Origin of the sequence: Desulfoluna butyratoxydans, from assembly GCF_900699765.1 — a bacterium.
In the GTDB taxonomy this organism is placed as follows: Bacteria; Desulfobacterota; Desulfobacteria; order Desulfobacterales; family Desulfolunaceae; genus Desulfoluna; species Desulfoluna butyratoxydans.
On sequence record NZ_CAADHO010000001.1, the window covers coordinates 579,643 to 604,551 of the forward strand.

Genomic DNA, 24,909 nt, shown 5'->3' on the forward strand with positions numbered 1-24,909 from the left:
AATTTGCCTTTACTCAGGCATGGGTTCAAGGGCACACTCAGATGGTTTGTGTACCATCCATATCAACCGAAATCAACGCAAGGTCATCCATGTGCTTTTCATGCACAGCCGGCGCCACCCGAGGAGAGCCCATGATCCGGCTTACCGACACCCAACGCATCTTCTTCGCCCTGGTCAGTGAAGCCATCTACGCCAACCCCTTTGCCGAGGAGCGGGAGGCCATCGATACCCGCATTGCAGGGCTTTTTCCCGGCGCCCGTGTGGAGTGCCTCATCGACGAGACCATCCGTGAGGTCAGCGCCCGACTGGAGGCCCTTGAGCCGTCGGGTCGCCCCCGCATCGACCGGGTGGAAAAAAAAGACAAAACCCTTGTGGAAAACGCCCTGGTCTTTGAATTTTTCTATCTTTTCCGGGAGCGGTTCGACGCCCTGATTCACCGCCAGGTGGAGGCCGGGGACACCTCCCTGCCCGTCCCCTTTGCCGACGAGGCCCGGGCTTTTTTTCAGGACCGGGGGTTCACCACGGAGCAGTTCTGCCACTACATGGCCCTGTGTTACCAGCTCCGGCGCGCCTTTCTCCTGATCCGGGACTCCCTGGTGGGGGAGAGCCGGGCCATGCGCAACCTCCGGCGCGACCTCTGGAACAACGTCTTCACCCACGATATCGGCCTTTACGCCCGCTACCTCATCAACCGCATGGAGGATTTTTCCACCCTGCTCCTGGGAGAGACCGGCACAGGCAAGGGCACGGCAGCCATCGCCATCGGCCGAAGCGGCTACATCCCCTTTGACCCGGAACGAAAAACCTTCACCGAGAGCTTTACCCGCACCTTTGTCTCCCTGAACCTCTCCCAGTACCCGGAGACCCTGTTGGAGTCGGAACTTTTCGGTCACAAGAAGGGGGCCTTCACAGGGGCCGTGGAGGACCACAAAGGGGTTTTGGAGCGGTGCAGCCCCAACGGGGCCATCTTTTTAGACGAGCTGGGGGAGATCCCGGCCCACACCCAGATCAAGCTCCTCCAGGTGCTCCAGGAGCGCGAGTTCACCCCGGTGGGCAGCCACCTCAAGACCCGGTTCAACGGCCGGGTCATCGCCGCTACCAACCGTCCCTTTGAAGAGATCACGGGCAGCGGGGGGTTCCGGGACGATTTTTTCTACCGACTCTGCTCGGACATCATCACGGTGCCCCCGTTGCGGGTCCGCATCGAAGAGGACCCCGAGGAGCTCACCACCCTTCTGAACCACACGGTCACCCGCATGGTGGGCAAGGCATCCCCCGAGTACACGGACATGGTCCGGGAGGTCATCGAACGCCAGCTCGGCCCCCATTACCCATGGCCCGGCAACGTCCGGGAGCTGGAGCAATGCACCCGAAGGGTCCTCATCAAGAAGAGCTACCTCCTCTCCCGGGATACGGACGACACCTCCCTCACCGAGGCCCTTGCCCGGGGAATCCGCAACGGGGAGATGGACCTGAAGGCCCTGACGTGCACCTATTGCGCCATGCTCTACAGGCGTTACGGCACCTACGGCGATGTGGCCCGCATCACGGGGCTGGACCGGCGCACCGCAAAAAAATACATCGAAACATTTGACGCGGACTGACTCAGGAGCCCGCCTTCTCCTGGCGGGCCAGCATGCGCTGCTTCTCCTCCAGGCGATGGGCCCTTCGGTAACGGGCCTCTTCGTTTCGGCGGCTGTCCTCCGGGGTCTCCGGGAGCACGGGGAGCAGTTTTTTCACCTTGGAGTCCTCGGCGTAGAGGGCCACAAAGGTGAGGTACGCGCTGGCCACGTGTTTTTTCTCACCGGTCAAAAGATTCTCCCCTTCCACGCGCACCCCGATCTCCATGGAGGTACTCCCCACCATGTTGAGGCTTGCCTTCAAGGTGAGCAGCTCCCCGATGTACATGGGCTTGAAAAAATCCAGGCGGTCGATGGAGGCGGTAACGCAATTGGTGCGGGAGTGGCGCGTGGCCACCACCCCTGCGGCGTTGTCGATGTACTTCATGATCACGCCGCCGTGGACGTTTCCCGCGGGGTTGGCGTCCTGGGGCAGCATGAGATGGGAGAGGATCACACGGCTTTCTGAGACGGGGTGTCCCTGCATAACGACTCCTTGTCAGGTTGGTGAAAATATGATGTTTATGGTGGGCTGACCCATGGATGGGTCGTCGGTCGGATCTTTTCGGAGTGAAACGGCATAGCCGCCACCACCGGAAAACGCCCGGCAACGGCATGGCAAGCTGCCTGCCGTCATGGCACAGGAAACATAATAACCCGGCAAGATCATTGTCAACACATTAAAGGAATTTCCGTGATTCAACACAGTTTCATCCACATGCAGGGGGTGGGCAAGGCCACCGAAGAGAAGCTCTGGCACCGGGGAATCACCACCTGGTCTCTCTACGAGGAGGCCCATGAGCGGGGGGAAAAGCTCCCCATGCCCGGCACCGTGCTTCCGGGCATCCGCACCTCCCGCCGACGCTATGAGGAAGGCGACCTCCTCCACTTCCAGGGGCTCATGCCCGCCGGAGAGGCCTGGAGACTCTTTCCGGGCTTTCAGGAGACCACCTGCTACCTCGACATCGAAACCACGGGGGACGGTCCCTGGTGCGACATCACCACCATTGCCCTGTACGACGGCAACACCGTGCGGACCTACGTCAACGGGGAGAACCTGGCAGACTTCGCAGAGGCTGTTTCCGGCTTTACCACCGTGGTGACCTACAACGGAAAATGCTTTGACATCCCCGTCATCCGGCGCGTCTTGGGGATTCCCATGGAGATGGCCCACATCGACCTGCGCTACGTCCTGGGAAGCCTGGGCATCAAAGGCGGCCTCAAGCGCTGCGAGGAGACCCTCGGCATGGGGCGCACGGACCTGGCCGGTGTGGACGGCTCCTCTGCCGTGGTGATGTGGGACCGTTACAGGCAGAGCGGGGACCGGCGCTACCTGGAAACCCTTCTGGCCTACAACGTGGCGGACACCGTCAACATGGAGCCCCTTCTGGTGGAAGCCTGCCGCATGCGCAGAAACGCGCTCCCGGAAGGTGCCCGGTTCCCCCTTCCCACCCCGGGGAGTCCCCGCCTCCCCTACGCCCCCGACCATGGAGTCATTGAGGAGATGCGCCGAATTTACCGATCCTCCCACGGGAACCTGTGGTAACCATGGGGTATCCTCGCGCCCCATTGTCAGGTGAAGTCAGCGGGAATTGGTAAGCACGCGGACATGCCCCTCAGTAAAAAAAACGCGCCTCCCCACCGTAACACTCTTGATTTTCATTAAAATTACCCATATAAAGAATAACTGTTTTGCACGCAACCCTTGGAACATCAAGTTTTGGAAATATCTTGCGGGAGCACCGACAATGGCACTTACGAAGACGAACATTGTGGATCAAGTTCAGGAAAGCATAGGGTATTCAAGGAAACGCAGCAGTGATCTTGTGGAGACCCTGATTGAAATCATCAAAGACACCATCGGGTCAGGAGAAGACGTCCTGGTCAGCGGGTTCGGAAAGTTCTGCGTCAAAGAAAAAGGCGCACGAAAAGGGCGCAACCCGGCCACCGGAGACGACATGATGCTGGAAAAGAGAAAGGTCGTCACCTTCAAATGCTCATCGGTTCTTCGGGACAGGATCAACGACCACCGCTGAACACCCCGTGTCTTCAGATTTCAAAAAAAAGCCCCCTTCGACTCAGATCGAAGGGGGCTTTTTTTTATATCCCGCTCAAACAAACAGAGGCCTTCTATGGTTAAAGCGGGTGAAAAAACCAGCCTCCGGCGGCCAGGTGGGGCACCTGGAAACCCTGTGGCGAATGCATGGGAGCAGACATCCTTCAAACGATTTCGGGGCATTTGGGATTCGCTTGACTTTAACCGGAAGGATTCCGGGGACGTTCGAAAAGTTTGACAAACAGGTTTTGTTTTTTGAGGGTGCGTCCCTACAGGGTATAGCCCCTCTTCTTTAATTTTATTACCGGAAAGTTTTTGCGAAGCTTTTTTCAAAAAGCGACCCGCCGGAGGCAACTGACTTTTTAAATGCGTTGCCCCTGCGGCAGGGCCGCCGGTGCTTGCCTTTGAGGCCAGCACCGGCCATAGAAGCCTTGACGTTACGACTCGGGATGTTCCCCATGGGCGGCGGGCGCTTCCGGATCCTTCTTTTTTTCGGGCCTGCTCATCCAAAAACCGCCTTCCCCCAGGGAGCCTGCGGCCCACCGGCCCCAGCCCACCACCTTCAGGGCCAGCCAGAGGGACCAGGCAAGCATCACCAGCCGAAAGCTCCACACCGGCAGGGTCCAGACGGCCGGTTCGGGAAAAGCCCCGGCCACACGGTCCACGGTCCAGCGCAGCAGGGTGGCGGTGGAGCCGTTGCCGGACACCTGCATGTCCGGGATCCCCAGGAGCCCCGACCTCACCGCCTCAAAGAGAACCAGCACCACCAACACGCCCCAGGCCACAAGGCCAAGCTGCATGCCGTTAAACACCAGGCGCCTTGAGGGCCGTTTGCGACGCCTGACCTCCAGGGCAAAAAACCATCCGGCGGCCATCACCACGGCGGGCAGGCTGCGGGTCACAAGCCCCAGCCCCAGAAGGGCCCACTCGGTACCGGACAGGGGCGAAAAGGGAACCCGGCCCAACAGGGTCCCTGCCAGGATCACCAGGGCCACGAGACTCCACATCAGCACGGCAGGGCCCAGCACGGGCCCTTGGGTCCAGAGGATCCATTGATCCCTTGACAGGTGCATGATCAGATCGATGTTCGACGCGCTGCGGCCCAGGGAGAGATCGGGCATGGCGGTTTTGCGGGGCACCACCAGGCTGAACAGGGAAAAGCCTTTTGCATCGGAGGCTCGCCAGGAGACCCGTACCTCGGCTTCTCCCGGGTCCACGGGCACGGTAAGGGCCCCACCCTCCTCGGGAACGGGCACCGGCTCTCCTGAGACGGTCACCTCCTTGACGTTGGGGTTGAACCGGCTCGCCACCGCCACCTCCGATCCCTTGGAGGCGCGGATGCCCGCTTCGAGTTCCATGCGGGTCTCCCCCCTGCCGGGCCGAAGGGTGACGCGGGCCCGGTCCACGGTGAGGGTGCGTCCCACGGCACCTGCAAAGCGCGATACGGAAAGGTTCACGGTCTCTCCCCGCCTGGGCAGCCACACCATCCCTTTTCGATCCGTGCCCCCTGTGGGGGCGATGCCCTTCCAGGCCAGATGCCAGATGGGATCCAGGTGAAGGGTCCATGTTTCCACCACGCGTCCGCTGTCCGGAGCCTTGAGGGCAAGGGGCGTGCCCGGGGGAAGCACGCTCTCCCATCGCCGCCTCGTCACCCCGGAAGGAAAGGTCACGGAAACGGAGTCCCCGGTGCGCTTGACGCCTTTGAGGTCGGTTCGGATCTCCTCCCCTGCCAAAAGATCCAGGGACATCACCACCGGCGGTCCGGAAAGGTCCCCTCCGTTACGGGTGACGGTGGTCACCACCCGCCACTCCAGGCCGAACTCCATGCGGCGCTGCACGCGGAACCAGCTGAACAGCCGCCCTTTGCCGGTAAGGGGCTTGCCCGTGTCCCCATCGGCTGTCATGCGGGTGGCCCGGATCACCCCGTCCACCTGGAGGGTATCGGTGAGCCCTGAGACCTGCCAGCCCTTGGCCCCCTTCACCCGCACCGTTCCCGGCGCAAGGGGGAACCGGAAGGTCCACTCAGCCCCGCCGCCCTCGGCGCTCAGGACCACGGTATGGATCCCGGGGGTCACACGCACCCAGGTCTCCCCGTCCACCTTCAGAAGCTCAAGGGCCTTTCCCCGCTTATCGGCCACCGAGGCGAGGCGCCAGCTGCCGTCCCCGGACGGAAGGGGAACAGCCATGTGGGCCTGGGCGTCCACCTGCAGCACCATGCGCGCCGGATCAGACGCTTTCTGCGGCAGGGCCAGCTCGGCCCGGGACAGGGCCGCACAAAAGGGGGCGCAGGGAGGCGGTTCCGTGAGCCGGGAGCGGAGTTCATCAAGGAGAGGGGCCGGAGGAAAGGCGTCGGCAGCAGCCACCCGCGGAAGCATGCAGAGCAAGACACCCACCAGCAACAGGGGCTGGGCCCCCTTCCGCCGGAAAAACCCGCCGGGGGCCACCGGGGCCACCCGCAACAGAAGCAGAAGCAGCACAGCCACCCGAACCACATGGAGCCCGCGCCGAAGGCTCGGGGGGACAAGGTGCAGGGTCACGCTGTGGGACTCTGCGGCCGGGCCCGTCACCGCAGCCACACGCATCCAGCGCCAGGCAGGCAGGGCGGGCCCGGTCTGGGTCTCCCCCTCATCCGGGGGCAGGACCATCCTCGGGCGGGCCCTTTTCTCTGTTTTGGCAAGGCTGGAACGGGACACAACCTCATCCATCTGCATCATGGACTCCATGGGGGATTCCATGGACCGGGCAGCCCCGTCCGTTTCCATTCCGGCCCCGCGGTACGCCCCCCCATGCCGCAGCTCCAGCTGGGGGTACAGGGCCTGGCGAAGCTGCTGGGATGCAAACACAAGGGAGACGGCAAAAAGGGAGACGAGGACGGCTCCGTGAAGCCCCCTTACCCCACGGCCCCACAGGCCGGCAAGGCGCCCGTCTCCCCCAACGGCCAGGCGCATCAGGGCGGTGGTGACCAGGACCGCCGGCCAGAGCAGGGCCGGTGAAAAGGGCTCCTGCCACACAAGGGCCAGGCCGGGGACAAAGAGGCACCCCCAGACCGGTCCCCAGAGCTTAAAGGCGGCCACCCCCACCACGAGAATCAAAAAGAAGTCAAGGAGGGACCAGGCATCCAGAAACACACGTCCCGACTCCACGGCGGCCCCGGCAACGGCCAGGATCCCCCAGCCCACGGGCAGGTGAACCACCATGGAGGTCCGGTCAAAGGCAAGGTTCCACCCCACGGGCAGGGCCATGGGCGAGGAGTCCCGGTCCATGCGGGAGACGGCATCAAGGGCAACGGCCCCTTTCTGCACCTCCACCCCGAACCGGTTCCGGCCGGAGTCAGCCACCATGCGGTCCCGCCCGTCCAGGCGGATGCGGCCGGGCTGAAAGGGCCCGTCCGGCAGGGAGACAAAACGCCGGGCATTGAGCTCACCGGAGATCCGGTCCCTTACCGTGGCCCCGCCCCCGTCAAAATCGAGCCACACCTCCCGGTCCAGGGTGAGGCGGGACGCGCCCTTCCCCTGGCCCCGCCTCACCTCGGTGACGCCAAGGACATCGCCCTTTTTCGCCATATACGCGGGAAAACGCTTCCAGGCTTCTGGCAGGCGGGTCATGTGGGGATCCACCTGTTTCAAGCCCTCCAGGGAGACCAGCCGCATGGAGGACGAGCGCCTGAACACCCAGACCTCCGAACCAAAAGGGGCTTCAAAGGGGGCAAGGGTGGAAAGGATATCGTCGTACACCGCGGTGACGGTCACCGTCCATTTTCCCGGTTTCACGTCCACTTCAAGGCTTCCGTCCTCCCCCATGCGGGCAGGCAGGTCACTGGACAGGGAGACCGGAGAGGTGTCGGCCAGGAGAATCCCCTCCAGGGTTTCCCGACGCTTGCCCCCTGAGACCGAAAGGGTAAGGCGTGTGGTGACGGTGGCGGGCAGGACGTCGGCAAAGAGCCGCGCCGCTTCCACGGAGAGCTGGTCGTTCTCCCTGGGTGTCTGCCGTGGGCGGTTCATCCAGAGGCGATGGTCGCCGTCAAGGTAGGGGGCTTCCACCACACCGCCGTCCACGGTCAGGGCAACGGAGGCTGTGGCAGGGGGCACGGAGATGGCGTGGGGACGGCGGGTCCAGCTGAACCGGCCGGAAAGGCTGTGGGTCCCGGCCCCAAGGTAGACCCGGGGCCTGCCGTCAGCCAGGGTCACGGGGATGGGGGCGCCGTCGGCCGTCACCGTGTGGGGCCTCAGGGTGGTGTCCCCGGGAAGGCCCACGAACCCGTCGGCAAAAAGGGTCACCTCCTGGCGGAAACGTCCCTGCGTCTGATCCGCCACCAGGTGAAGGGTTCCCGGCCAGAGGCATAAAACGCGGCCGCTCTCCCCGTTGAGTCCGGGGCAGGCCACCTGCGCCTCACCGTCCATGACCCACCCCTGCCAGGGGGCGAGGGGTTCCGGTACAGTCACCTCATCCGACGCCCACCCTGCCGCGCTTGCCAGCAACACGAAAAAAACCGTCAACAACCGTTTCATCCCCATCTCCTTGAACGCTGAGTTCACATGCCCGCTGTTGCACGAGTCACAGCCACCCTGGAGCCAGGGCCGGACAATCCATGCGGATAACGCCTTTTGTCAACCAGGCAACAGGCTGGGCCATAAAGACCGCGGGGGTCGAAGCGACGACCCGTCGCCATCAACCATCCTATTTTTTAAACATTTTATCAACCTCATCCGTCAGGGTGCCATCGCTTTCATGGACCGTCAGGGGAGGCAGGGTGTGGAGGGATCCGGGGAGCCTGCCAAGGGAGAGAAGCAGGCGTTTGGGGGGCGCACCGGCATGGGAACAGACCATGCGGAGCCGCCGGGGGTAGAGTTTTTTCTGTTGCGCGGCCGCCAGCACCTCTTCGCACCGCTCCGCCGGATAGACCAGGTGAAAGGTCCCGGAGGGCGACAGGTTGGCAAGGGCGGCATCCAGGAGCTGGGGAAGGGAGAGGCTTACCTCATGGCGGGCGATGGCCTTCTGGTCCCGGGGGTTGAGGCGGCCACGGCCCAGGGGGGTGTAAGGGGGGTTGCTGATCACCAGGTCAAAGGGACCGCCGGGGTAAGGCCCCCGGCACCGGCGCATGTCGGCATGGTGGATGAAGGCCCGGTGGGACACATTGTTTTCCAGGACGTTTCGCCGGGCAAGGCGGGCAAGGGAGGCCTGGAGTTCCACCCCCACCACCTGCTTCAGGCCGGGGTACCGACACGCCAGGACCAGGGGCATCACCCCGCAGCCGCACCCCAGATCCAGCAGGGATTGCGCTTCTCCGGCCTCTGCAAAATGGGCCAGCAGCACCGAGTCCATGGAGAACCGGTACCCTCTCTTCTCCTGGTAGAGGACCAGCTCGCCGTCAAACAGGGTGTCTGCGGTGAGCTCGGGATCACCCACGCTCGTCCTCCGCCACGTGGCCGATGGAAAAACGGATCTCCCGGAGGGTGTCCTCCCCGAGCTGGGTGTTGATCCTTGCCACGATCTCGTCTTTCATCATGGACAGGTGGTGAATCCAGACAGAGCTGTCCACGGTCACGAGGAGCAGGGACCCTTTAAAGGCCTTGGGGCGGGTGTGGCGTGCCACCTCCTCGCCCACGGCCTCGGTCCAGGTCTTCCAGAGGGAGAGCAGCTCAAGGTCCGCACGCTGGGTCAGGGAGCCCATATGTTGTGACAGGATATCCCCCACATGGGTGGCCCCGTCTTTTTTTTCATGTCGTTTCATGGCTCGAAGATTCACCACACCTGCCTCTGCCTGTCAACCTCCGGTGTGGTCCCTGTCGCAACTTTATGCGAGTTTCCACTTTGATCCTTGAAAGTTTTCACGCATTTTATTAGATTTTTAACAGTGTGCCTTCGGCATGAGACCCTTCACGAATCTGCAATCACAAACCACAGGAACCACTATGAATTGGGACTGGGACAAACTCAGAGAACAACAGAGTCAGAAAAAACCCTTCGGTGGCGGCGGAGGATCGGGCGGTGACGGCCCCAACCCCCCGCAGTTGGATGACCTGATGAATCAGTTTAAAAACTTCAGGCTCCCCGGCGGACTGATCCTCATCGTTCTTTTTCTACTATTTTTCGGCAAATCCATGATCTACACCATCGGTGTCGGTGAAGTGGGCGTTATCCAGCGGTTCGGGCAGTACTCCCGCCAGACCCTGCCCGGCCTTCACCTGAAGCTGCCCATCGGCATCGAAAAACTCACCAAGGTCAACGTCGACATCATCCGGAAAGAGGAGTTCGGGTTCACCGAAAACCAGTATTCCGGTCGACCCGGCGTGACCCCCAGGGACGATGTGTCCCTCATGCTCACCGGCGACCTCAACGTGGGCCTTGTGCCCTGGCTGGTGCAGTACCGCATTGAAGATCCGGTGAAATACCTCTTTGAGGTGGATCAACCCGAGAGCCTGCTGCGGGACATGGCCGAAGCGTCCATGCGCCTGGTGGTGGGGGACCGCACCATCAACGAGGTGATCATCAAGCGTGACGAAATCGCCATGGCGGCCAAAGAGAGGCTCCAGACGGAACTCAACGAGGCCAAGACCGGCATCACCATCTCCACCATCGAGATGAAAAAGACCAACGTCCCGGGACCGGTCCAGCCCTCCTTCAACGAGGTCAACAAGGCCCAGCAGGAGAAGGAGACCATGATCTACAAGGCGCGGGAAGCTTACAACACAGCCATCCCGGCAGCCCGAGGCGAAGCCGAGCGCACCATCCGGGCGGCCGAAGGCTATGCCCTGGACCGCATCAACCGCGCCAAGGGTGACGCCTCACGCTTCCTCTCCCTGTATGAAGAGTACGCCAAGGCCAAAGATGTCACCACCCGGCGCATCTACCTGGAAAAAATGGGCGAGATCCTGCCCAAACTCGGCCGGAAGTACATTGTGGATGAAAAGCAGCAGAACCTGCTTCCCCTGCTGAACATGGGACCGGGCAAGGAGGCGATGTCCAAATGAAAACAACCGCAGTTTCAACACTGATCCTTGTCTTTGCCGCCGTGGCCGTACTGGTCATGTCCGCCTACACCGTGGACGAGACCGAGCAGGTGGTCATCACCCGCTTCGGTAAGGTCATCGGCGAACCCACCACAGACGCGGGGCTTCACTTCAAGCTCCCCTTTGTGGACCAGGTCAGCCCCTTTCCCAAAAACCTGCAGCAGTGGGACGGGGAGAGCGGTGAGATCCCCACCCTCAACAAGACCTATATCCTGGTCAACACCTTTGCCCGCTGGCAGGTGGTGGACCCGGTCCTCTTCTTCCAGACCTGTCGGGACGTCCGCGGCGGCCTCATCCGCATCGGGGACATCATCGACCCGGCGGTGAAAAACGCCATCGCCTCCTACGACCTCATTGAGACGGTGCGGAACTCAAGCCGCCTGGAGAACGTGGACGACCTGGTCCTGAAAGCGGTCTCCGAGCAGTACGAGACCAACCAGACCATCAAGGCAGGGCGAAGCGTCATCACCCGCCAGATCATGGCAAACGCCGGGGAGAAGCTCAAGGGCTTCGGCATCAACCTGGTGGACGTCAAGATCAAGCGGCTCAACTACCGTGACGACGTGCGAAATTCGGTCTACGACCGCATGATCGCCGAGCGAACCCAGATTGTGGAGAAGTTCCGGTCGGAAGGCCGGGGCGAGGCCCAGAAAATCAAGGGTGAGATGGAAAAGGAACTCAAGAAGATCGAGTCCGAGGCCTATCGTACGGCCCAGGAGCTCAAAGGTAAGGCCGATGCGGAAGTCACCAGCATCTATGCCGACGCCTACGGGCGGGATCCGGAGTTCTACTCCTTCACCAAATCCCTGGAGGTGTACGGGACCGCCCTCAACAAAGAGAGCACCCTGGTCCTGTCCACGGACTCCGAGTTTCTCAAGTACCTGAAAGAGAGACGTTAGGGGGGCATCCCCTGAGCAGGTTCGGTGCACGGCCCTTTCGGGGCCGTGCACTTACATCGCGCTTACCAGGCCGGCCCCTGCCCGGCCCTCGGACACAAAAAAAGCACCTGAGCGCAAGCGCCGGTGCTTTTTCTGTCTTAACAAAATCGGGATAGAAACCCTATTTGCCCTTGCGTCGCTGATGACGAGTTCGGGCCAACAGTTTTCTATGCTTGTGCTTGCGCATCTTCTTGCGCCGTTTTTTAATCACGCTACCCAACAGACCACCTCCGTTCATAGAGATATTTTATGCAATCATAATCACATTGAATGTGTGTTTTGGTAACCGCCGCTGAATCAAACCGAGCGAAACATAAACGCTGCACGGTCAGGTACACGGAAAGAGCGTCTCTTCCATCATGCACTCACCCTGGGTAAACCCGGGAAAGCATGTAACTTCCTTACCTTTTCATCATTCTACGGCGTTACACAAAACAAGAAATTACCACCTTTACCCTCACTTTGTCCACATGTTTTTCCAGGAGACCATGGACCGACACCTTTTCAACAGCGACGAACTCACCCTGGTCAATCGGGCTGTCTCCGTTTCCGAGGAGCTGGTGAGCGACCATTACAAAATATCGGAAAGCCAGTGGCTTAGAAACCGGTTCGACGTCAAGACCGGCAAAGACTTAACAGATCAGGAGCGCGTGAACCAGGATGTCTTTGCCCAGGTCATCCGCTACCGGGGCGTTCCCTCCCCCAACGCGGGCGCCCCCCGGGAATTCGACCTGTACATGATCTGCCTCCAGGACCACGCCATCCTCAAAGAGGTGGAGGCCAACGCCGACGTCGCCATCTTCCCATTCCTCTGCTATATCTTCGTGCATGAGCTGGTCCACATCATCCGCTTCGGGCGTTTTCTCCAGAGTTTCACCACGCCCACGGCCCAGCGGGAGCCCGAAGAGCAACTGGTCCACGACCGGACCCGGGAGATCCTTTCCGGGACGAGCCTTCCCGGCATTGAAAAAATTATGTCCCAACACTGGGCGATCCGACATTGCAGCAAATAAATCTGGGCCCATACCCCGGGTGTTTTTTTTTAAAAGGGATTCTTGACAAGCGTTTTATCCTGATTATATTTCAGACGTTCAAACGCACAGGTCTCAGGCGTCAAGGCCTTTGAGATCTGATTCTTAGAAGCGACGAGGAGGTAACCACCATGCCGATTTATGAGTATGAATGCACCGAATGCGGTGAAGTGGAAGAGGCGGTCCAGAAAATGACCGATCCGCCCCTTACCCGGTGCAAAAAATGCTCCGGACCACTCCGCAAACTGATCTCCCACAGTTCCTTCCACTTAAAGGGTGGGGGATGGTACGCTGACTCCTACAGCAGTACGGGAGGCGGTTCCAGCACATCCGGCGGCTCTTAGGCCGACCGGGCTTCAAGCAAGGCGCCACGCCTGGGCCCCCAGGCTCTGACGCAACCATGATGCACCTGCAGGACGTCACACAGTAAAAACGCAACGCACCCGCCCCCATGGGGGCGCGGCCTTTAACAAGCCGGGCGGCAGCTGTTTTTTGTGGATCTACTAAGGTGTCGTGGCATATATCGTGTTTATTTAACCAGACATTTCTTCTTCAGATAAACATCTTACACCATTTACGTGGATACAGCGCAAAGGAGAACAGGAATCATGAAAATCAGACCGTTACAGGACCGAGTATTGGTAGAACGTCTGGAAGAGCAAACCACCACCAAAGGCGGCATCATCATCCCCGATACCGCCAAAGAGAAGCCCGCAGAAGGGCGTATCGTGGCCGCAGGCCAGGGTAAAACCAAAGAAGACGGCAGCCTCATCCCCATGGAACTGAAAGTCGGCGACCGTGTTCTCTTCAGCAAGTACGCCGGAAGCGAAGTCAAATTCGACGGAAACGACTTCCTCATCATGGGCCAGGACGACATCCTCTGCGTCGTCGACGAAGCTTAGGCCCCGTTTGCAATCCACGACCTGACTGTAATTGATATTCTAACGACCTGAACTCAACATTTTCAACATACACGGAGGTTCGGTGAACCATGGCTAAACAGATTATTTACGATGCAAAAGCACGCGAAAAAATGCTGACCGGGGTTAAGACCCTTGCTGACGCTGTCGTCGTTACCTTAGGTCCCAAAGGCCGCAACGTTGTCATCGACAAATCCTGGGGTTCCCCCACGGTTACCAAAGACGGCGTCACCGTCGCCAAAGAGATCGAGCTGGAAGACAAATTCGAAAACATGGGTGCCCAGATGGTCAAGGAAGTCTCTTCCAAGACCAGCGACACCGCAGGCGACGGCACCACCACCGCCACCGTTCTCGCCCGAGCCATCTATGAAGAAGGCCAGCGCCTCGTGGTTGCCGGCAACAACCCCATGAGCATCAAGCGCGGCATCGACAAAGCCATCGAAACAGCCGTTAAAGAGCTCGTCAAGATCTCCAAGCCCACCAAAGATCAGAATGAGATCGCCCAGGTCGGCACCATCTCCGCCAACAGCGACGCCACCATCGGCAACATCATCGCCGAGGCCATGAGCAAGGTCGGCAAAGAGGGCGTCATCACCGTTGAGGAAGCCAAGTCCATGGACACCACCCTGGACGTTGTGGAAGGCATGCAGTTCGACCGCGGCTACCTCTCTCCCTACTTCGTCACCGAAACCGAGAAGATGGTCTGCTCCCTCAACGACCCCTTCATCCTCCTCTGCGAGAAGAAGGTCTCCAGCATGAAGGACCTCCTGCCCATCCTTGAGCAGGTTGCCAAGACCGGCAAGCCCCTTCTCATCATTGCCGAAGATGTTGACGGCGAAGCCCTGGCCACCCTCGTGGTCAACAAGCTCCGCGGTACCCTCAACGTCTCCGCCGTCAAGGCTCCCGGCTTCGGCGACCGTCGCAAGGCCATGCTCGAAGACATCGCTGTTCTCACCGGCGGCCAGGTCATCTCCGAAGACCTCGGCGTCAAGCTTGAGAGCATCACCCTGGAAGACCTCGGCAAGGCCAAGAGCGTTGTCATCGACAAAGACAACTCCACCATCGTGGACGGCGCCGGTTCCCGCACCGCTCTGGAAGCCCGCGTGAAGATGATCCGCGCCCAGGCCGAAGAGTCCACCAGCGACTACGACCGTGAGAAGCTCCAGGAGCGTCTGGCCAAGCTCATCGGCGGTGTTGCCGTCATCAGCGTCGGCGCAGCCACCGAGACCGAGATGAAAGAGAAGAAAGCCCGCGTGGAAGATGCACTCAACGCCACCCGTGCTGCTGTTGAAGAGGGCATCGTCCCCGGCGGCGGCGTGGCCCTGGTTCGCTGCATCGACGCCCTCACCAAGATGAAGGTAAAAGCCGAAGAGAAGATCGGCGTCAAAGTCGTAATGCGCGCCATCGAAGAGCCCCTCCGCATGATCGCCAACAACGCCGGTGTCGAAGGCTCCGTCGTCATGGAAAAGGTCAAGAACAGCGAAGGTTCCTTCGGTTACAACGCAGCCACCGACGTTTACGAAGACCTCCTCGAAGCCGGCGTTATCGACCCCACCAAGGTGGTTCGTCTCGCCCTTCAGAACGCTGCTTCCGTAGCCTCCGTCATGCTCACCACCGAAGCGATGATCGCTGATCTTCCTTCCAAGGATGAGCCTGCCATGCCCGCCGGCGCACCCGGCATGGGCGGCATGGGTGGCATGGGCGGCATGGGCGGCATGATGTAAGACCGCTTCAGCGAAGGCGCCGCCCGGCGCCTTCCTGAGCCCCTGATATCCTCCCCCTTTTGCCCGCAGGGCAAAAGGGGGTTTCTATATGCTTTCAACGGGTTGCCCGACTTTGCCTGCAGCACGACCCTCCACCTCCAGCCTTGACACCCTGCCCCGGCTTGTATAGATTAACGTGAAACAGCGGCCGGGCGGTCGTTTCGCACGTTCTTGACACCTCCTTTTTTTGCCCAACATGGAGACGGCACACATGGCCAACGAGTCTTTAGGTATTTTTCAGATGATCAGCGGGGCCGGCCCCATGGTCAAACTGGTCCTCTTAACGCTTCTCTTCTTTTCCGTGACCTCCTGGACCATCATCATCCTTAAATTCCGAACCATCCGGCGCGCCCACAAGGAGTCCCTTGTCTTTGTGGAAACCTTCTGGAAGAGCAAAAACCTCTCCGACGCCTACTCCCTGGCCAAAGAGCTCAGCTACAGCTCCATCGGCAAGGTGTTCCGCACCGCCTACAGCGAGCTGAAGAAGCTCTCCAGCGCGGGCATCGGTGCCTCAAGCGAGGTGGGCATCGTCATGGGCGGCAACGGCCTGGACAACGTCCGGCGTACCCTGCGCAGGGCCACCTCCCAGGAGGTCACCCGACTCATGCAGCTCACCCCCTTCCTGGCCACCGCCGGAAGCACGGCCCCCTTCATCGGCCTCTTCGGAACGGTCTGGGGCATCATGAACTCCTTCCAGGGCATCGCCTACAAAGGTTCGGCCAACCTGGCCGTGGTGGCCCCCGGCATTGCCGAGGCCCTCATCGCAACGGCCGTGGGCCTCATGGTGGCCATCCCCTCGGTCATCGCCTACAACTATTTTGCCCAGCGCATCCGGATCATCGAGGTGGAGCTCAACAACTTCTCCTCGGACTTCTTGAACATCGTGGAGCGGGATATCCTGCGCAAAGGAAACGGAAAATGATCTCCGGCGGAAACGACAACGAGCTCATGAGCGAGATCAACGTCACCCCCTTTGTGGACGTGATGCTGGTGCTCCTCATCATCTTCATGGTGGCGGCCCCCATGATGACCCAGGGGGTGGACGTCGCCCTGCCCGAGGCAGCGGCGGGCTCCCTTGCCCGGGATGACGACGAGCCCTTTTACGTCACCATCAAGGGTGGCGGAGAGATCTTCATCAACGATTTTCCCGTGGACTCGGACAGGCTTCGGCCCAAACTCACCGCCCTTCTCAAGGAGCGGCCCGGGACCCGCGTCTTTCTGCGGGCCGACAAGTCCATCAGTTACGGCACGGTGGTTCGGACCATGGCCGAAATCAAGGGCGCCGGCGTGGAAAAATTAGGCATGGTAACGGAGCCCCTTGAAACCAAGTAATGATCATCAGCACAGGTCCGGAACGAAGACGCCTCACATGACTTCTGCGCCCAGACAGCACCCCACCGGCGGTGATGACAACCGCCTCCTCACCCTTGCCGTGATCCTCTCGCTCACCGGACACGTCCTGCTGTTCACCCTCTCCCATGTCTTTACCACCAGCGGGTACAAGCCTCACAAGACCCCGCGCTCCATCGACGTGGACCTGATGCAGACTGAACAGCCCGTGAAAAAACCGGCCAAGGTCTCCAAAAGCAAAAAACAGACCGCGGCCCCTGCGGCCAAGGCAAAGCCATCCACCGCGCCGAACAAGAAGGCCACTCGCAAAAAAAGCGAGAAAAAGGTCCAGACCCCGGTGACCAAAACCATCTCCGGGAAAAAATCGGTTAAGCGCAAGCACAAGGTGATCACCCCGGACGAGCTGGTGCAAAGCGCCCTGGAAAAGATGGCCCGGGAGACATCCAGCCCGGAGCCCCTCTCCGAGCGCATGAACCGCCTGAAACAGGAGGTGGCCGACACCAAAGCGCCTCCGGCCCAGCCCTCGTCGGGAACCAGCGACGGCCAGCCCACGGCCGCCCAGATCTCCGTGAAAGAGCGCTACTATCGCACCATCGAGGTCATCATCCGGAAAAACTGGGCCTACCCCGTCCAGATGGTCGGCACAAACACCCAGCTCAAGACCCAGATCATCTTCACGGTCATGCCCGACGGCTCCGTGCGGGACGTCTGGGTTTCCCAGCGGTCCGGCAACGCCAGCTTCGACCGCTCGGCCCTAAGCGCCGTGCACAAGTCCACTCCCCTGCCCCCTTATCCGGCAGGGATCACCGATCGAAAGATGCCTTTTGTCATTGACTTTGACATCAGCGAACTGTTGTAGGTAGCCATGCAAACATTAGTCAGAAGCCTTGGACGTTATCTTCTCCTTGTGATTGTTCTTGTTGTTGCAGCCGCCCCGGCCCAGGCCGAAGAGCGGGTGCGCCTGAGAGTCACCAACCCCTTTGAAAACAAAACCCCGGTTGCCGTTCCCGCCTTCCGGGTCACGGGCAGCACGGACCGGGAGGCCGCCCTGGCCGAGGAGGCCGTGGCCCTTCTCCAGAACACCCTTGCCTTTACAGGGTATTTCCGCATGGTCAGCCGCGACGCCTTCCTGGAAGAGCCTGCCCGCACCGGTATCACCGAACAGGACATCCACTTCGACCGGTGGCGTTCCTCCGGTGCGGAGCTCCTTGTCACGGGCAGCCTCACCGTCAGCACCCAGACCGTCATCGGTGACTTTTACCTTTACGATATCTACCGCCAGAAGAGCCTCTTCGGGGTCCGCTTCCGCGGGGCCGGCGCACCCGGGGAGACCCTGCGCCCCCTGATTCTGAAACTCGCCGACAAGATCATGATGACCTATTCGGGGAAACACGGGTTCTTCGGCAGCCGCATCGCCTTTGTTTCCACGGGAACCAGCGGCATCAAGGAGATCTGGACCTGTGACTTCGACGGCCACGCCCCGGTACAGGTTTCCAGGAACAACGCCATCACCCTGACCCCCTCCTGGTCCCCGGACGGCTCAACCCTGGCCTACACCTCCTATGTCAATAAAAAACCCGATATTTTCATCCAGGGAGCCTGGCCCGGATCCCGACGCGATCTTGTGACGGCACAGGGCACAACAAACATCACGCCGACGTGGCTCCCCGGGGGAAAAACCATGGCTGCGTCGTTGACAATTGACGGGGATCAAGCGATTTATCTGTTGACCCAAAAGGGTAAAATACGTAAAAGGTTAACAAGAAAGTGGAGCAAGTGGGGAATAGACGTATCTCCGGTATTTTCCCCTTCTGGCGACAGGATGGCCTTTGTATCCAAGCGATCTGGCACCCCCCAGATTTATGTCAAACACCTGGCCTCCGGCCGCATTGAACGCCTCACCTTCGACGGAAAGTACAACACGAGCCCAGCCTGGTCCCCTACAGGTGACCAGATTGCATACGCCGGATCCAAAAACGGCCATTTTGACATTCATGTCATCAATGCCCGCGGAGGACGCCCCATGCAGCTCACCTACGACTCCGGGGATAACGAGACCCCGTCCTGGTCGCCCGATGGCAGCCTGATTGTTTTCTCCTCGAACAGGAGAGGCAGATCATCCATTTATGTCATGAACGCATACGGCACAGATCAACGGCAACTCGTATCACTGCCCGGTGAACAGACCGCCCCGGTGTGGTCTCCCAATTTAACCCAATGAAATTTGTTGACGAGGAGGAATGATGGGAAAAAACTGGAGAGGAAGCTTAGCGCTCATTACCGTGCTGCTCACCATGCTGGTGGCGGTATCGTGCTCCCAAAAACCCGTGGAAACCGACCCCACAACAGAGGCCGCTTCCCAGGAGACCATGAACCAGGAAGCCGCCGATGCCGCGGCCGCAGCTGATGACGCTGCCATGATCGCCGAAGAAGAACTGATGAAAAAAGAGGCTGCCGCCAGGGCCGAAGCCCGTGCCGCCTTTGAAAACACCCCTGTTTACTTCAATTACGACAGCTCTGCGGTTCAGGACTCTGAGATCGCCGTCCTGGAAGCCAAGGCCGAGTGGCTCAAAGAGAACACCGGCGTCCGCATCACCATCGAAGGACACTGCGACGACCGTGGCACCACCGACTACAACCTCGCCCTGGGCGACCGTCGTGCCGCACGCGTCAAGGCCTTCCTTGAAAGCCTCGGCGTAGACGCCGACCGCATGGTCACCGTCAGCTACGGCGAAGAGCGTCCCATGGACCCCGCCGCCAACGAAAGCGCCTGGGCCAAGAACCGGCGCGCCGAGTTCGTCATCCGATAGGTTCGCTCTCCGGCGCCCTGTGCCGGCAGCACCTTAGTCTATCCAAGTTACCGAAGGGCGTCCACGGACGCCCTTCGGTCGTTTTCGTTTTCATGCCCAACCACGACTGCATCAGGAGTACCCTGCTATGAAGCCCAAGGTCGTCGCCTGCCTGCTGGCGGGCCTGTGTCTCTCCGGCTGCGCCCTTCAAAAGGATTACGTTGCCATGAACGGACGTATCACCCTCCTTGAAGAGGAGATGCGCCAAAGCCAGTCCGCCTCCAAAGGGGTGGAAGAGTCTGTGACCAGCAAAAACGTGCGTCTGGCCAACAAACTCGAGCAACTGGAAGAGGAGCTCCGGGCCATTCGCGGGGATATGGAGGCAGCCCTCCACCACAGCAGCCAGGCCACCACCCGGGGAGCCGATACGGAAAAAAGCCTCACGGCCATGCAGGCCGGTATTGACGCCCTGGCCGCCAAGCTGGCACGCCTCGAAGCCTTCACGGGCTATGAGCCCACAGAGGGCAAGCCCCCTGCGCCGGAGACCAAGGCCAACGCCGAAAGCACCTACCTCAAGGCCAAGCAGGCCTTTGACGCCGGCGACATGGACACCGCCAAAAAAGGATTCTCCGACGTGGTGGAGACCTACAGCTCTTCGGACAGCGCGGACAACGCCCAGTTCTGGATCGGCGAGATCTACTACAGGGAAAAATGGTTCCAGAAGGCCATCCTCGAGTACCAGAAGGTCATTGAAAACTACCCGGACGGCAACAAGGTCCCGGCAGCATACCTCAAACAGGGCCTGGCCTTCGAATCCCTGGGCGAAACCGAAAATGCCCATCTGATCCTGGGGGAACTCCTGCGAAAATACCCCGACACCGCCGAAGCCTCCATCGCACGAAAAAAACTGGAGAAGTAGGTTCGGCAGCACCCGTTCTTTTTTCCCGCCCCGCCGTCATGCCAAGGCGGGGCATCGTCAACAAGGCGCCTAAAGCATGGTCACAGTCATGGGGATCGACCCCGGCCTGGCCGAAACGGGCATCGGCGTGGTCAGCGGCGCAGCCCTCACCGTCTCCGACTACTCCTTCGGTCACATCCGCACCACAAAGGACATGAGCACCGCAGCCCGGCTTCACCTTATCCACAGCCGGATCAGCGAAGCCATCGCCATCAAGCACCCGGACCTCATGGTGGTGGAAGACGTCTTCTCCCTGGAGCGCTACCCCAAATCCGGGATCCTGCTGGGCAAGGTGGTGGGAGTGGTTTTGCTTGCCGCATGCACTGCGGGCATTCCGGTAAACGAGGTCCCGGTGCGTGAGGCCAAAAAAATTCTTTCGGGCAACGGCAACGCCAGCAAGGCCCAGCTGGAGCGATCTGTCCGGGACTTCCTGAAACACCCGGAGCCCATCCGGCCGGACCATGCCTCCGATGCCCTGGCCCTGGCCATGATCGGCCTCTTCCGGCACAACCGTCTCCGCCGCTGATCACCATCCGCAGGAGACGTATCTCCTAACTTTTTGCGAGGCTACAACACCCCTATGATCGGTTACCTGCAAGGACGACTCCTCAAGAAAGAGGAAGAGAAAATTCTCCTTCTCGTGGGAGGCGTCGGCTACAACATCCTGCTTCCCGCCTCGGTGATGGCCTCCATCGCCACACGCGAGCCCGGAGACGAGCTCTCCTTTTCCATCTACACCCACCAGACCGAGCGCCAGCCCAAGGCCACCCTCATCGGCTTCCACACCGAAGAGGAGAAAGAGTTCTTCCAGCTCTTCATCTCCGTGGAGGACATCGGCCCCATGAAGGCGGTGAAGGCCATGGGCCTTCCCATCGAGGAGATCGCCGCCGCCATCGAGGGGGCAGACTTAAAGAGCCTCATGAAGCTTCCCGGCATCGGCAAGCGCACGGCCCAGAAGATCATCGCCACCTTAGAGGGCAAGACCGCCCGGTTCGCCCTGGAGGCTGTCTCTTCAGCCGGTGCCCCCGAACCTCCCAAGGCCGCCTTCGTGGACCAGGTCATCGACGTTCTCACCCACCAGCTGGGCCACAAGAGCAGCGATGCCAAGGCCCTGGTGGCAGACGCCATGACGCGCAACCCGGACATCGACAGCCCCGAGACGCTCCTGGACGAAGTCTACCGCGCCCCCAAGGGGTAACGGATCCTGTTTTTTGACCCCGGCAGCCCTGCCGGGGCCAAATCCGTCCACCCCGGAGACGGCACGCTTCCCGGTTGATTCCACCTTCGGAAAAAGGTATCATCCCGATGTGTGTCGGCCTTATTCATGCAAGCATCCCTTTACCCGAAGGTGCGCTGCCATGGTGTGTTTGCGCCATGCCGCGGCCATCTCAACCCAGGAGTTTCCCCCACGCGATGAGCGATGATCTCTTCTCATTTTCGTCTTCCGGTTCGTCCCCACGGACCACCCCCCTTGTCTCCGGGAATCCCATCAACCCAGAGGAAGAAGAGAGCGTCTTCTCCCTGAGGCCGGACTCCTTTGCCGACTACGTCGGACAACGGGAGACCGTGGAGACCCTTGAGATCGCCATCGAAGCGGCCAAAAAACGAGACGAGCCCATCGAGCACGTGCTCTTCCACGGCCCTCCGGGCCTGGGCAAGACCACCCTGGCCCACATCATCGCCAACGAAATGGGGGGAGACCTCACCATCACCTCGGGCCCGGCCCTGGAAAAGGGAGGAGACCTCGTGGGGCTCCTCACCAACCTCAAGCAGGGCGACATCCTCTTCATCGATGAGATCCACCGCATCCCCAAGGCCGTGGAGGAGTTCCTCTACCCGGCCATGGAAGATTTTTCCATCGACATCGTCTTCGACAAGGGGGTCCACGCCCGAAGCCATCGGTTTCGCCTCAACCGGTTTATCCTCATCGGCGCCACCACCCGCATCGGGTTGCTCTCGGCCCCCTTGCGGGACCGTTTCGGCATGTTCCGCACCCTGGATTTCTACGACACCGAGGACCTCATCCGCATTGCCAGGCGATCCGCCGCCCTGCTCAACACCCCTCTGACCCCCGAAGGGGCCCGGGCCCTGGCCCTGCGTTCCCGGGGAACCCCCCGAATCCTGAACCGTCTGCTAAAGCGTGTGCGGGATTATGCCGATGTAAGGGCAGACGGCGTTCTTACCGACGAGGTGGTGGAGAAAGCCCTGGCCCTGGAAGGGGTAGACGGTCTGGGTCTCACCAACCTCGACCGGGCCTTTTTGAAAACCATCATCGACTACTACCGCGGCGGCCCCGTGGGCATCGAGGCCATTGCCGCCACCCTTCAGGAGGAGACCGACACCCTTGTGGATGTGGTGGAGCCCTACCTCCTGAAAATCGGATTTCTCGCCCGAACCTCCTCCGGGCGAAAGGTCTCCCAGGACGCCTGCAGGCACTTGGGATACGCGGTTCAAGGACGCCTGTTTTAACCGGAGATATTCGCAGCCTGTCCACCGGCCGCACGACCCTGTAACGCCCCGGGAGGGAGAAGCCCCCCTGCCCGGCCTGGTTTTCAAGGAGGATCCTTTGCCCTCGGACGACTACACCAAAGACCTGCAAGGTGAGCTGGCCCGCTACGCCCTTCCCAACCCTTACCGCCATACACGCCAGTGGCGCCTCCTTTTTGTCAGCACCGACGGACGCATGGTCCACTCCGGCAACTACCGCCGGGTGGTCACCGCCACCCTGATATGCATGGGGCTGCTCCTCATCGCCCTTGCCATCATCACGGGCCTCTGGCTCCACACCCGCAACACCCTCACCGAAAGCATCCTGCGGGAACGCAACCTCAGCACGACCCTGGCCCGACAGACCGCCGACCAGGAGCTGCTCATGGCCCGACTGGCCCTGGCCGAAAAAAACGTCAAGCCAAAGGCCCCCGAGGCCACACCGGCCAAGGCGCCGTCCAAAACCAAAAAACCTGTTGCGCCCCCTGCCCCCCCCTTTATCCGGGTGGACGCCATGGACGCCCAGAGAACCGAGGACGGCTCCTTTCTCAATATCACCTTCAAGATCGCCAACGACACCCCGGAAAAAAAGCGCATCAAAGGCACCCTCTTTCTGGTGGTTCCGCCAGGCAAAGGGGAAACCGCGCAGCGCTGCCTCCCCCCCGCCCTGCTGAAAAAGGGGGTCCCGTCAGACCCCGGCCGCGGGGAAGGGTTCAAGATGCGCAACTTCACCAACCACACCTTCACCATTGGAACAGATCCCGGAACGTTGCCCTTTAAAGAGGTCACCCTCTACGGTTTCGACCAGGGCGGAGCCCTGCGTTATAAGAAAAAATTCACCCTCTAACCGCCCGGCCCGCCTGGGTACGATATGGAAACAGTCACACAATGAACCCATCGAAACATCTCTCCGTTATCGACAAAAGCCTCACCTTTACCGGAAACATCTCCGGCAAGGGTCAGCTCGTGATCAAAGGGGTGGTCAACGGCACCATCCAGGCGGACAGCCTCATCATCGCCGAAGAGGGGAAAGCCCTCTGCGACGTCACCGTCAGTTCCATCACCGTGGGGGGCACCTATGAGGGGACCCTCAAGGCGGAAAAAGAGCTCATTGTCCTTAAAGGGGGCTGCTGTTCCGGAACCGTGAGCTGCGGAGACCTCATCGTGGAGGCCGGCGGGGTGATCAACGCCGCGGTGACCTGTACCAAGCCCGCCAACGGCAAGGGACAGGCCCACGCCCACGACAACGAGACCAAAGAAGCGGCGGTCAAGCCCTTCGCTGCCAAGGTCAAGGCGTAGCCCTGTCCTTTGGTTTCAGCCTGCGGCCTCAAAACGCTTCAGGACCGTGCCGAAGTCGTGGGCGAGGCCTGAAAAGTTGTCGAAGGTCAGGTCGGAAAAGGGAAGATCAAACTCGGTTTTCAGGGCCTCGAAAAGGGAGAGGTAGTTGGTGGCGATGCGGCCTTTGCGGGCCAGGCCCAGCAGGGCCGCCACCTCCTCGATGCGTGCCTTCTCTCCCTCGATCTCCATGAACTCGCCGTAGGGGAGGGTGTCCAGGCAGATCTCACAGCCATTGAAGTGAAGGGTCTCCCGCCACTTCTCATAGGTCTGGACCGCCTGAAAGCCCAGGGCGTGCAAAATCTTGTCCATGGTGTCGAAGTCACTCACCTCCACCTCCAGCTCCCGGAAGATTTTAAAGCCGTCCGTCCCGGTGTCGGCGTGGGGTGTTTTGTGGGTGAGGCGTGTTTTTCCATCTTTTCTCAGTCGGAGCAGACATCCGGCTTGCCTGATCCCGTCATCTGGAGTATCATAGCGAGAGTTGGCTTCAAAAACCCTTCCCGTCCCCTTTGCCCCGGCATCCATCAGGCGTTGTCTCAGGGCATCGGCATCGGCCAGACGGTATTTCACCTCCACTTCCACATTTTTCATTTTTTTTGAAATCTCCTCTTTCTTTTACGATCTGATTTGTGGTATCACGTCTCCGGCAAGCC

Annotated in this window: 26 protein-coding genes; 20 read left to right on the forward strand and 6 right to left on the reverse strand. The window is 60.5% G+C overall.

Translation table 11 applies throughout. The features are described 5' to 3' along the window. The first annotated feature begins 131 nt into the window (after positions 1-131). A complete protein-coding gene (locus MSL71_RS02565; RefSeq protein WP_180137102.1) occupies positions 132-1,604 on the forward strand; it encodes a sigma-54-dependent transcriptional regulator in 1,473 nt (490 codons plus the stop codon). A gap of 1 nt (position 1,605) precedes the next feature. Here the strand turns inward: MSL71_RS02565 and MSL71_RS02570 are convergent, their stop codons facing one another. Next, complete coding sequence (locus tag MSL71_RS02570; protein ID WP_180137103.1) at positions 1,606-2,106, reverse strand: acyl-CoA thioesterase; 501 nt, start codon at positions 2,104-2,106, stop codon at positions 1,606-1,608. A gap of 207 nt (positions 2,107-2,313) precedes the next feature. On the opposite strand from MSL71_RS02570, the gene MSL71_RS02575 reads away from it, so the two are divergent. Both MSL71_RS02575 and MSL71_RS02580 read left to right on the forward strand, forming a co-directional pair. Then, positions 2,314-3,165, forward strand: coding sequence for a ribonuclease H-like domain-containing protein (locus MSL71_RS02575; RefSeq protein ID WP_180137104.1), 852 nt, complete (start codon positions 2,314-2,316; stop codon positions 3,163-3,165). 202 nt (positions 3,166-3,367) lie between these two features. Then, a complete protein-coding gene (locus tag MSL71_RS02580; RefSeq protein WP_180137105.1) occupies positions 3,368-3,655 on the forward strand; it encodes an integration host factor subunit alpha in 288 nt (95 codons plus the stop codon). 457 nt (positions 3,656-4,112) lie between these two features. Here the strand turns inward: MSL71_RS02580 and MSL71_RS02585 are convergent, their stop codons facing one another. From MSL71_RS02585 to MSL71_RS02595, 3 genes are all read right to left on the reverse strand, one after another. Further along, positions 4,113-8,183, reverse strand: a complete 4,071-nt coding sequence (locus MSL71_RS02585) for a hypothetical protein (RefSeq protein WP_180137106.1) — start codon at positions 8,181-8,183, stop codon at positions 4,113-4,115. Between the two features lie 169 nt (positions 8,184-8,352). Next, complete coding sequence (locus MSL71_RS02590; protein WP_180137107.1) at positions 8,353-9,081, reverse strand: tRNA1(Val) (adenine(37)-N6)-methyltransferase; 729 nt, start codon at positions 9,079-9,081, stop codon at positions 8,353-8,355. Next, complete coding sequence (locus tag MSL71_RS02595) at positions 9,074-9,406, reverse strand: DciA family protein (protein WP_180137108.1); 333 nt, start codon at positions 9,404-9,406, stop codon at positions 9,074-9,076. Before MSL71_RS02595 ends, MSL71_RS02590 begins: the two co-directional genes overlap by 8 nt. A gap of 292 nt (positions 9,407-9,698) precedes the next feature. On the opposite strand from MSL71_RS02595, the gene hflK reads away from it, so the two are divergent. Both hflK and hflC read left to right on the forward strand, forming a co-directional pair. Then, positions 9,699-10,646, forward strand: coding sequence for an FtsH protease activity modulator HflK (gene hflK, locus MSL71_RS02600; RefSeq protein WP_343052485.1), 948 nt, complete (start codon positions 9,699-9,701; stop codon positions 10,644-10,646). After that, positions 10,643-11,584 carry a protease modulator HflC gene (gene hflC, locus MSL71_RS02605; RefSeq protein ID WP_180137110.1) on the forward strand — a complete coding sequence of 314 codons (942 nt, stop codon included), beginning with the start codon at positions 10,643-10,645 and terminating at the stop codon, positions 11,582-11,584. The genes hflK and hflC overlap by 4 nt, the downstream gene beginning before the upstream one ends. Positions 11,585-11,744: 160 nt before the next feature. Here the strand turns inward: hflC and MSL71_RS02610 are convergent, their stop codons facing one another. Then, positions 11,745-11,843, reverse strand: coding sequence for a 30S ribosomal protein bS22 (locus MSL71_RS02610; RefSeq protein WP_073474648.1), 99 nt, complete (start codon positions 11,841-11,843; stop codon positions 11,745-11,747). A gap of 268 nt (positions 11,844-12,111) precedes the next feature. Between MSL71_RS02610 and MSL71_RS02615 the strand changes: the two genes are divergently transcribed. The 15 genes from MSL71_RS02615 (at position 12,112) to MSL71_RS02685 (ending at position 24,220) form a co-directional block, all read left to right on the forward strand. Next, positions 12,112-12,636, forward strand: a complete 525-nt coding sequence (locus tag MSL71_RS02615) for a hypothetical protein (protein WP_180137111.1) — start codon at positions 12,112-12,114, stop codon at positions 12,634-12,636. A gap of 149 nt (positions 12,637-12,785) precedes the next feature. Next, positions 12,786-12,998, forward strand: a complete 213-nt coding sequence (locus MSL71_RS02620) for an FmdB family zinc ribbon protein (RefSeq protein ID WP_180137112.1) — start codon at positions 12,786-12,788, stop codon at positions 12,996-12,998. A gap of 264 nt (positions 12,999-13,262) precedes the next feature. Next, positions 13,263-13,556, forward strand: coding sequence for a co-chaperone GroES (gene groES / locus MSL71_RS02625; protein WP_092207912.1), 294 nt, complete (start codon positions 13,263-13,265; stop codon positions 13,554-13,556). 89 nt (positions 13,557-13,645) lie between these two features. Then, complete coding sequence (gene groL / locus MSL71_RS02630; RefSeq protein WP_180137113.1) at positions 13,646-15,298, forward strand: chaperonin GroEL; 1,653 nt, start codon at positions 13,646-13,648, stop codon at positions 15,296-15,298. A 250-nt stretch (positions 15,299-15,548) separates the two neighbouring features. Further along, on the forward strand, positions 15,549-16,259 hold the full coding sequence (tolQ, locus tag MSL71_RS02635) for a protein TolQ (protein ID WP_180137114.1): 711 nt from the start codon (positions 15,549-15,551) through the stop codon (positions 16,257-16,259). Further along, positions 16,256-16,669, forward strand: coding sequence for a protein TolR (tolR, locus tag MSL71_RS02640; protein WP_180137115.1), 414 nt, complete (start codon positions 16,256-16,258; stop codon positions 16,667-16,669). Before tolQ ends, tolR begins: the two co-directional genes overlap by 4 nt. 37 nt (positions 16,670-16,706) lie before the next feature. Beyond that, positions 16,707-17,546, forward strand: coding sequence for an energy transducer TonB (locus MSL71_RS02645; protein WP_180137116.1), 840 nt, complete (start codon positions 16,707-16,709; stop codon positions 17,544-17,546). Between the two features lie 6 nt (positions 17,547-17,552). Continuing rightward, complete coding sequence (gene tolB / locus MSL71_RS02650; protein ID WP_180137117.1) at positions 17,553-18,908, forward strand: Tol-Pal system beta propeller repeat protein TolB; 1,356 nt, start codon at positions 17,553-17,555, stop codon at positions 18,906-18,908. A 19-nt stretch (positions 18,909-18,927) separates the two neighbouring features. Continuing rightward, positions 18,928-19,497, forward strand: coding sequence for a peptidoglycan-associated lipoprotein Pal (gene pal / locus MSL71_RS02655; RefSeq protein WP_246317695.1), 570 nt, complete (start codon positions 18,928-18,930; stop codon positions 19,495-19,497). Positions 19,498-19,624: 127 nt separating this feature from the next. Beyond that, positions 19,625-20,395, forward strand: coding sequence for a tol-pal system protein YbgF (gene ybgF / locus MSL71_RS02660; RefSeq protein WP_180137118.1), 771 nt, complete (start codon positions 19,625-19,627; stop codon positions 20,393-20,395). Between the two features lie 76 nt (positions 20,396-20,471). Continuing rightward, positions 20,472-20,960: a crossover junction endodeoxyribonuclease RuvC gene (locus MSL71_RS02665; protein WP_180137119.1), complete on the forward strand. Its 489-nt coding sequence runs from the start codon at positions 20,472-20,474 to the stop codon at positions 20,958-20,960. A 54-nt stretch (positions 20,961-21,014) separates the two neighbouring features. Next, positions 21,015-21,632, forward strand: coding sequence for a Holliday junction branch migration protein RuvA (gene ruvA / locus MSL71_RS02670; RefSeq protein ID WP_180137120.1), 618 nt, complete (start codon positions 21,015-21,017; stop codon positions 21,630-21,632). 215 nt (positions 21,633-21,847) lie between these two features. Next, on the forward strand, positions 21,848-22,903 hold the full coding sequence (ruvB, locus tag MSL71_RS02675; RefSeq protein WP_180137121.1) for a Holliday junction branch migration DNA helicase RuvB: 1,056 nt from the start codon (positions 21,848-21,850) through the stop codon (positions 22,901-22,903). A 97-nt stretch (positions 22,904-23,000) separates the two neighbouring features. Further along, on the forward strand, positions 23,001-23,768 hold the full coding sequence (locus MSL71_RS02680; RefSeq protein WP_180137122.1) for a hypothetical protein: 768 nt from the start codon (positions 23,001-23,003) through the stop codon (positions 23,766-23,768). Between the two features lie 41 nt (positions 23,769-23,809). After that, positions 23,810-24,220: a bactofilin family protein gene (locus MSL71_RS02685; protein ID WP_180137123.1), complete on the forward strand. Its 411-nt coding sequence runs from the start codon at positions 23,810-23,812 to the stop codon at positions 24,218-24,220. A gap of 15 nt (positions 24,221-24,235) precedes the next feature. Here MSL71_RS02685 and cyaB read toward each other — a convergent pair whose 3' ends face one another. Then, positions 24,236-24,847, reverse strand: a complete 612-nt coding sequence (gene cyaB, locus MSL71_RS02690) for a class IV adenylate cyclase (protein ID WP_180137124.1) — start codon at positions 24,845-24,847, stop codon at positions 24,236-24,238. Positions 24,848-24,909 lie beyond the last annotated feature (62 nt).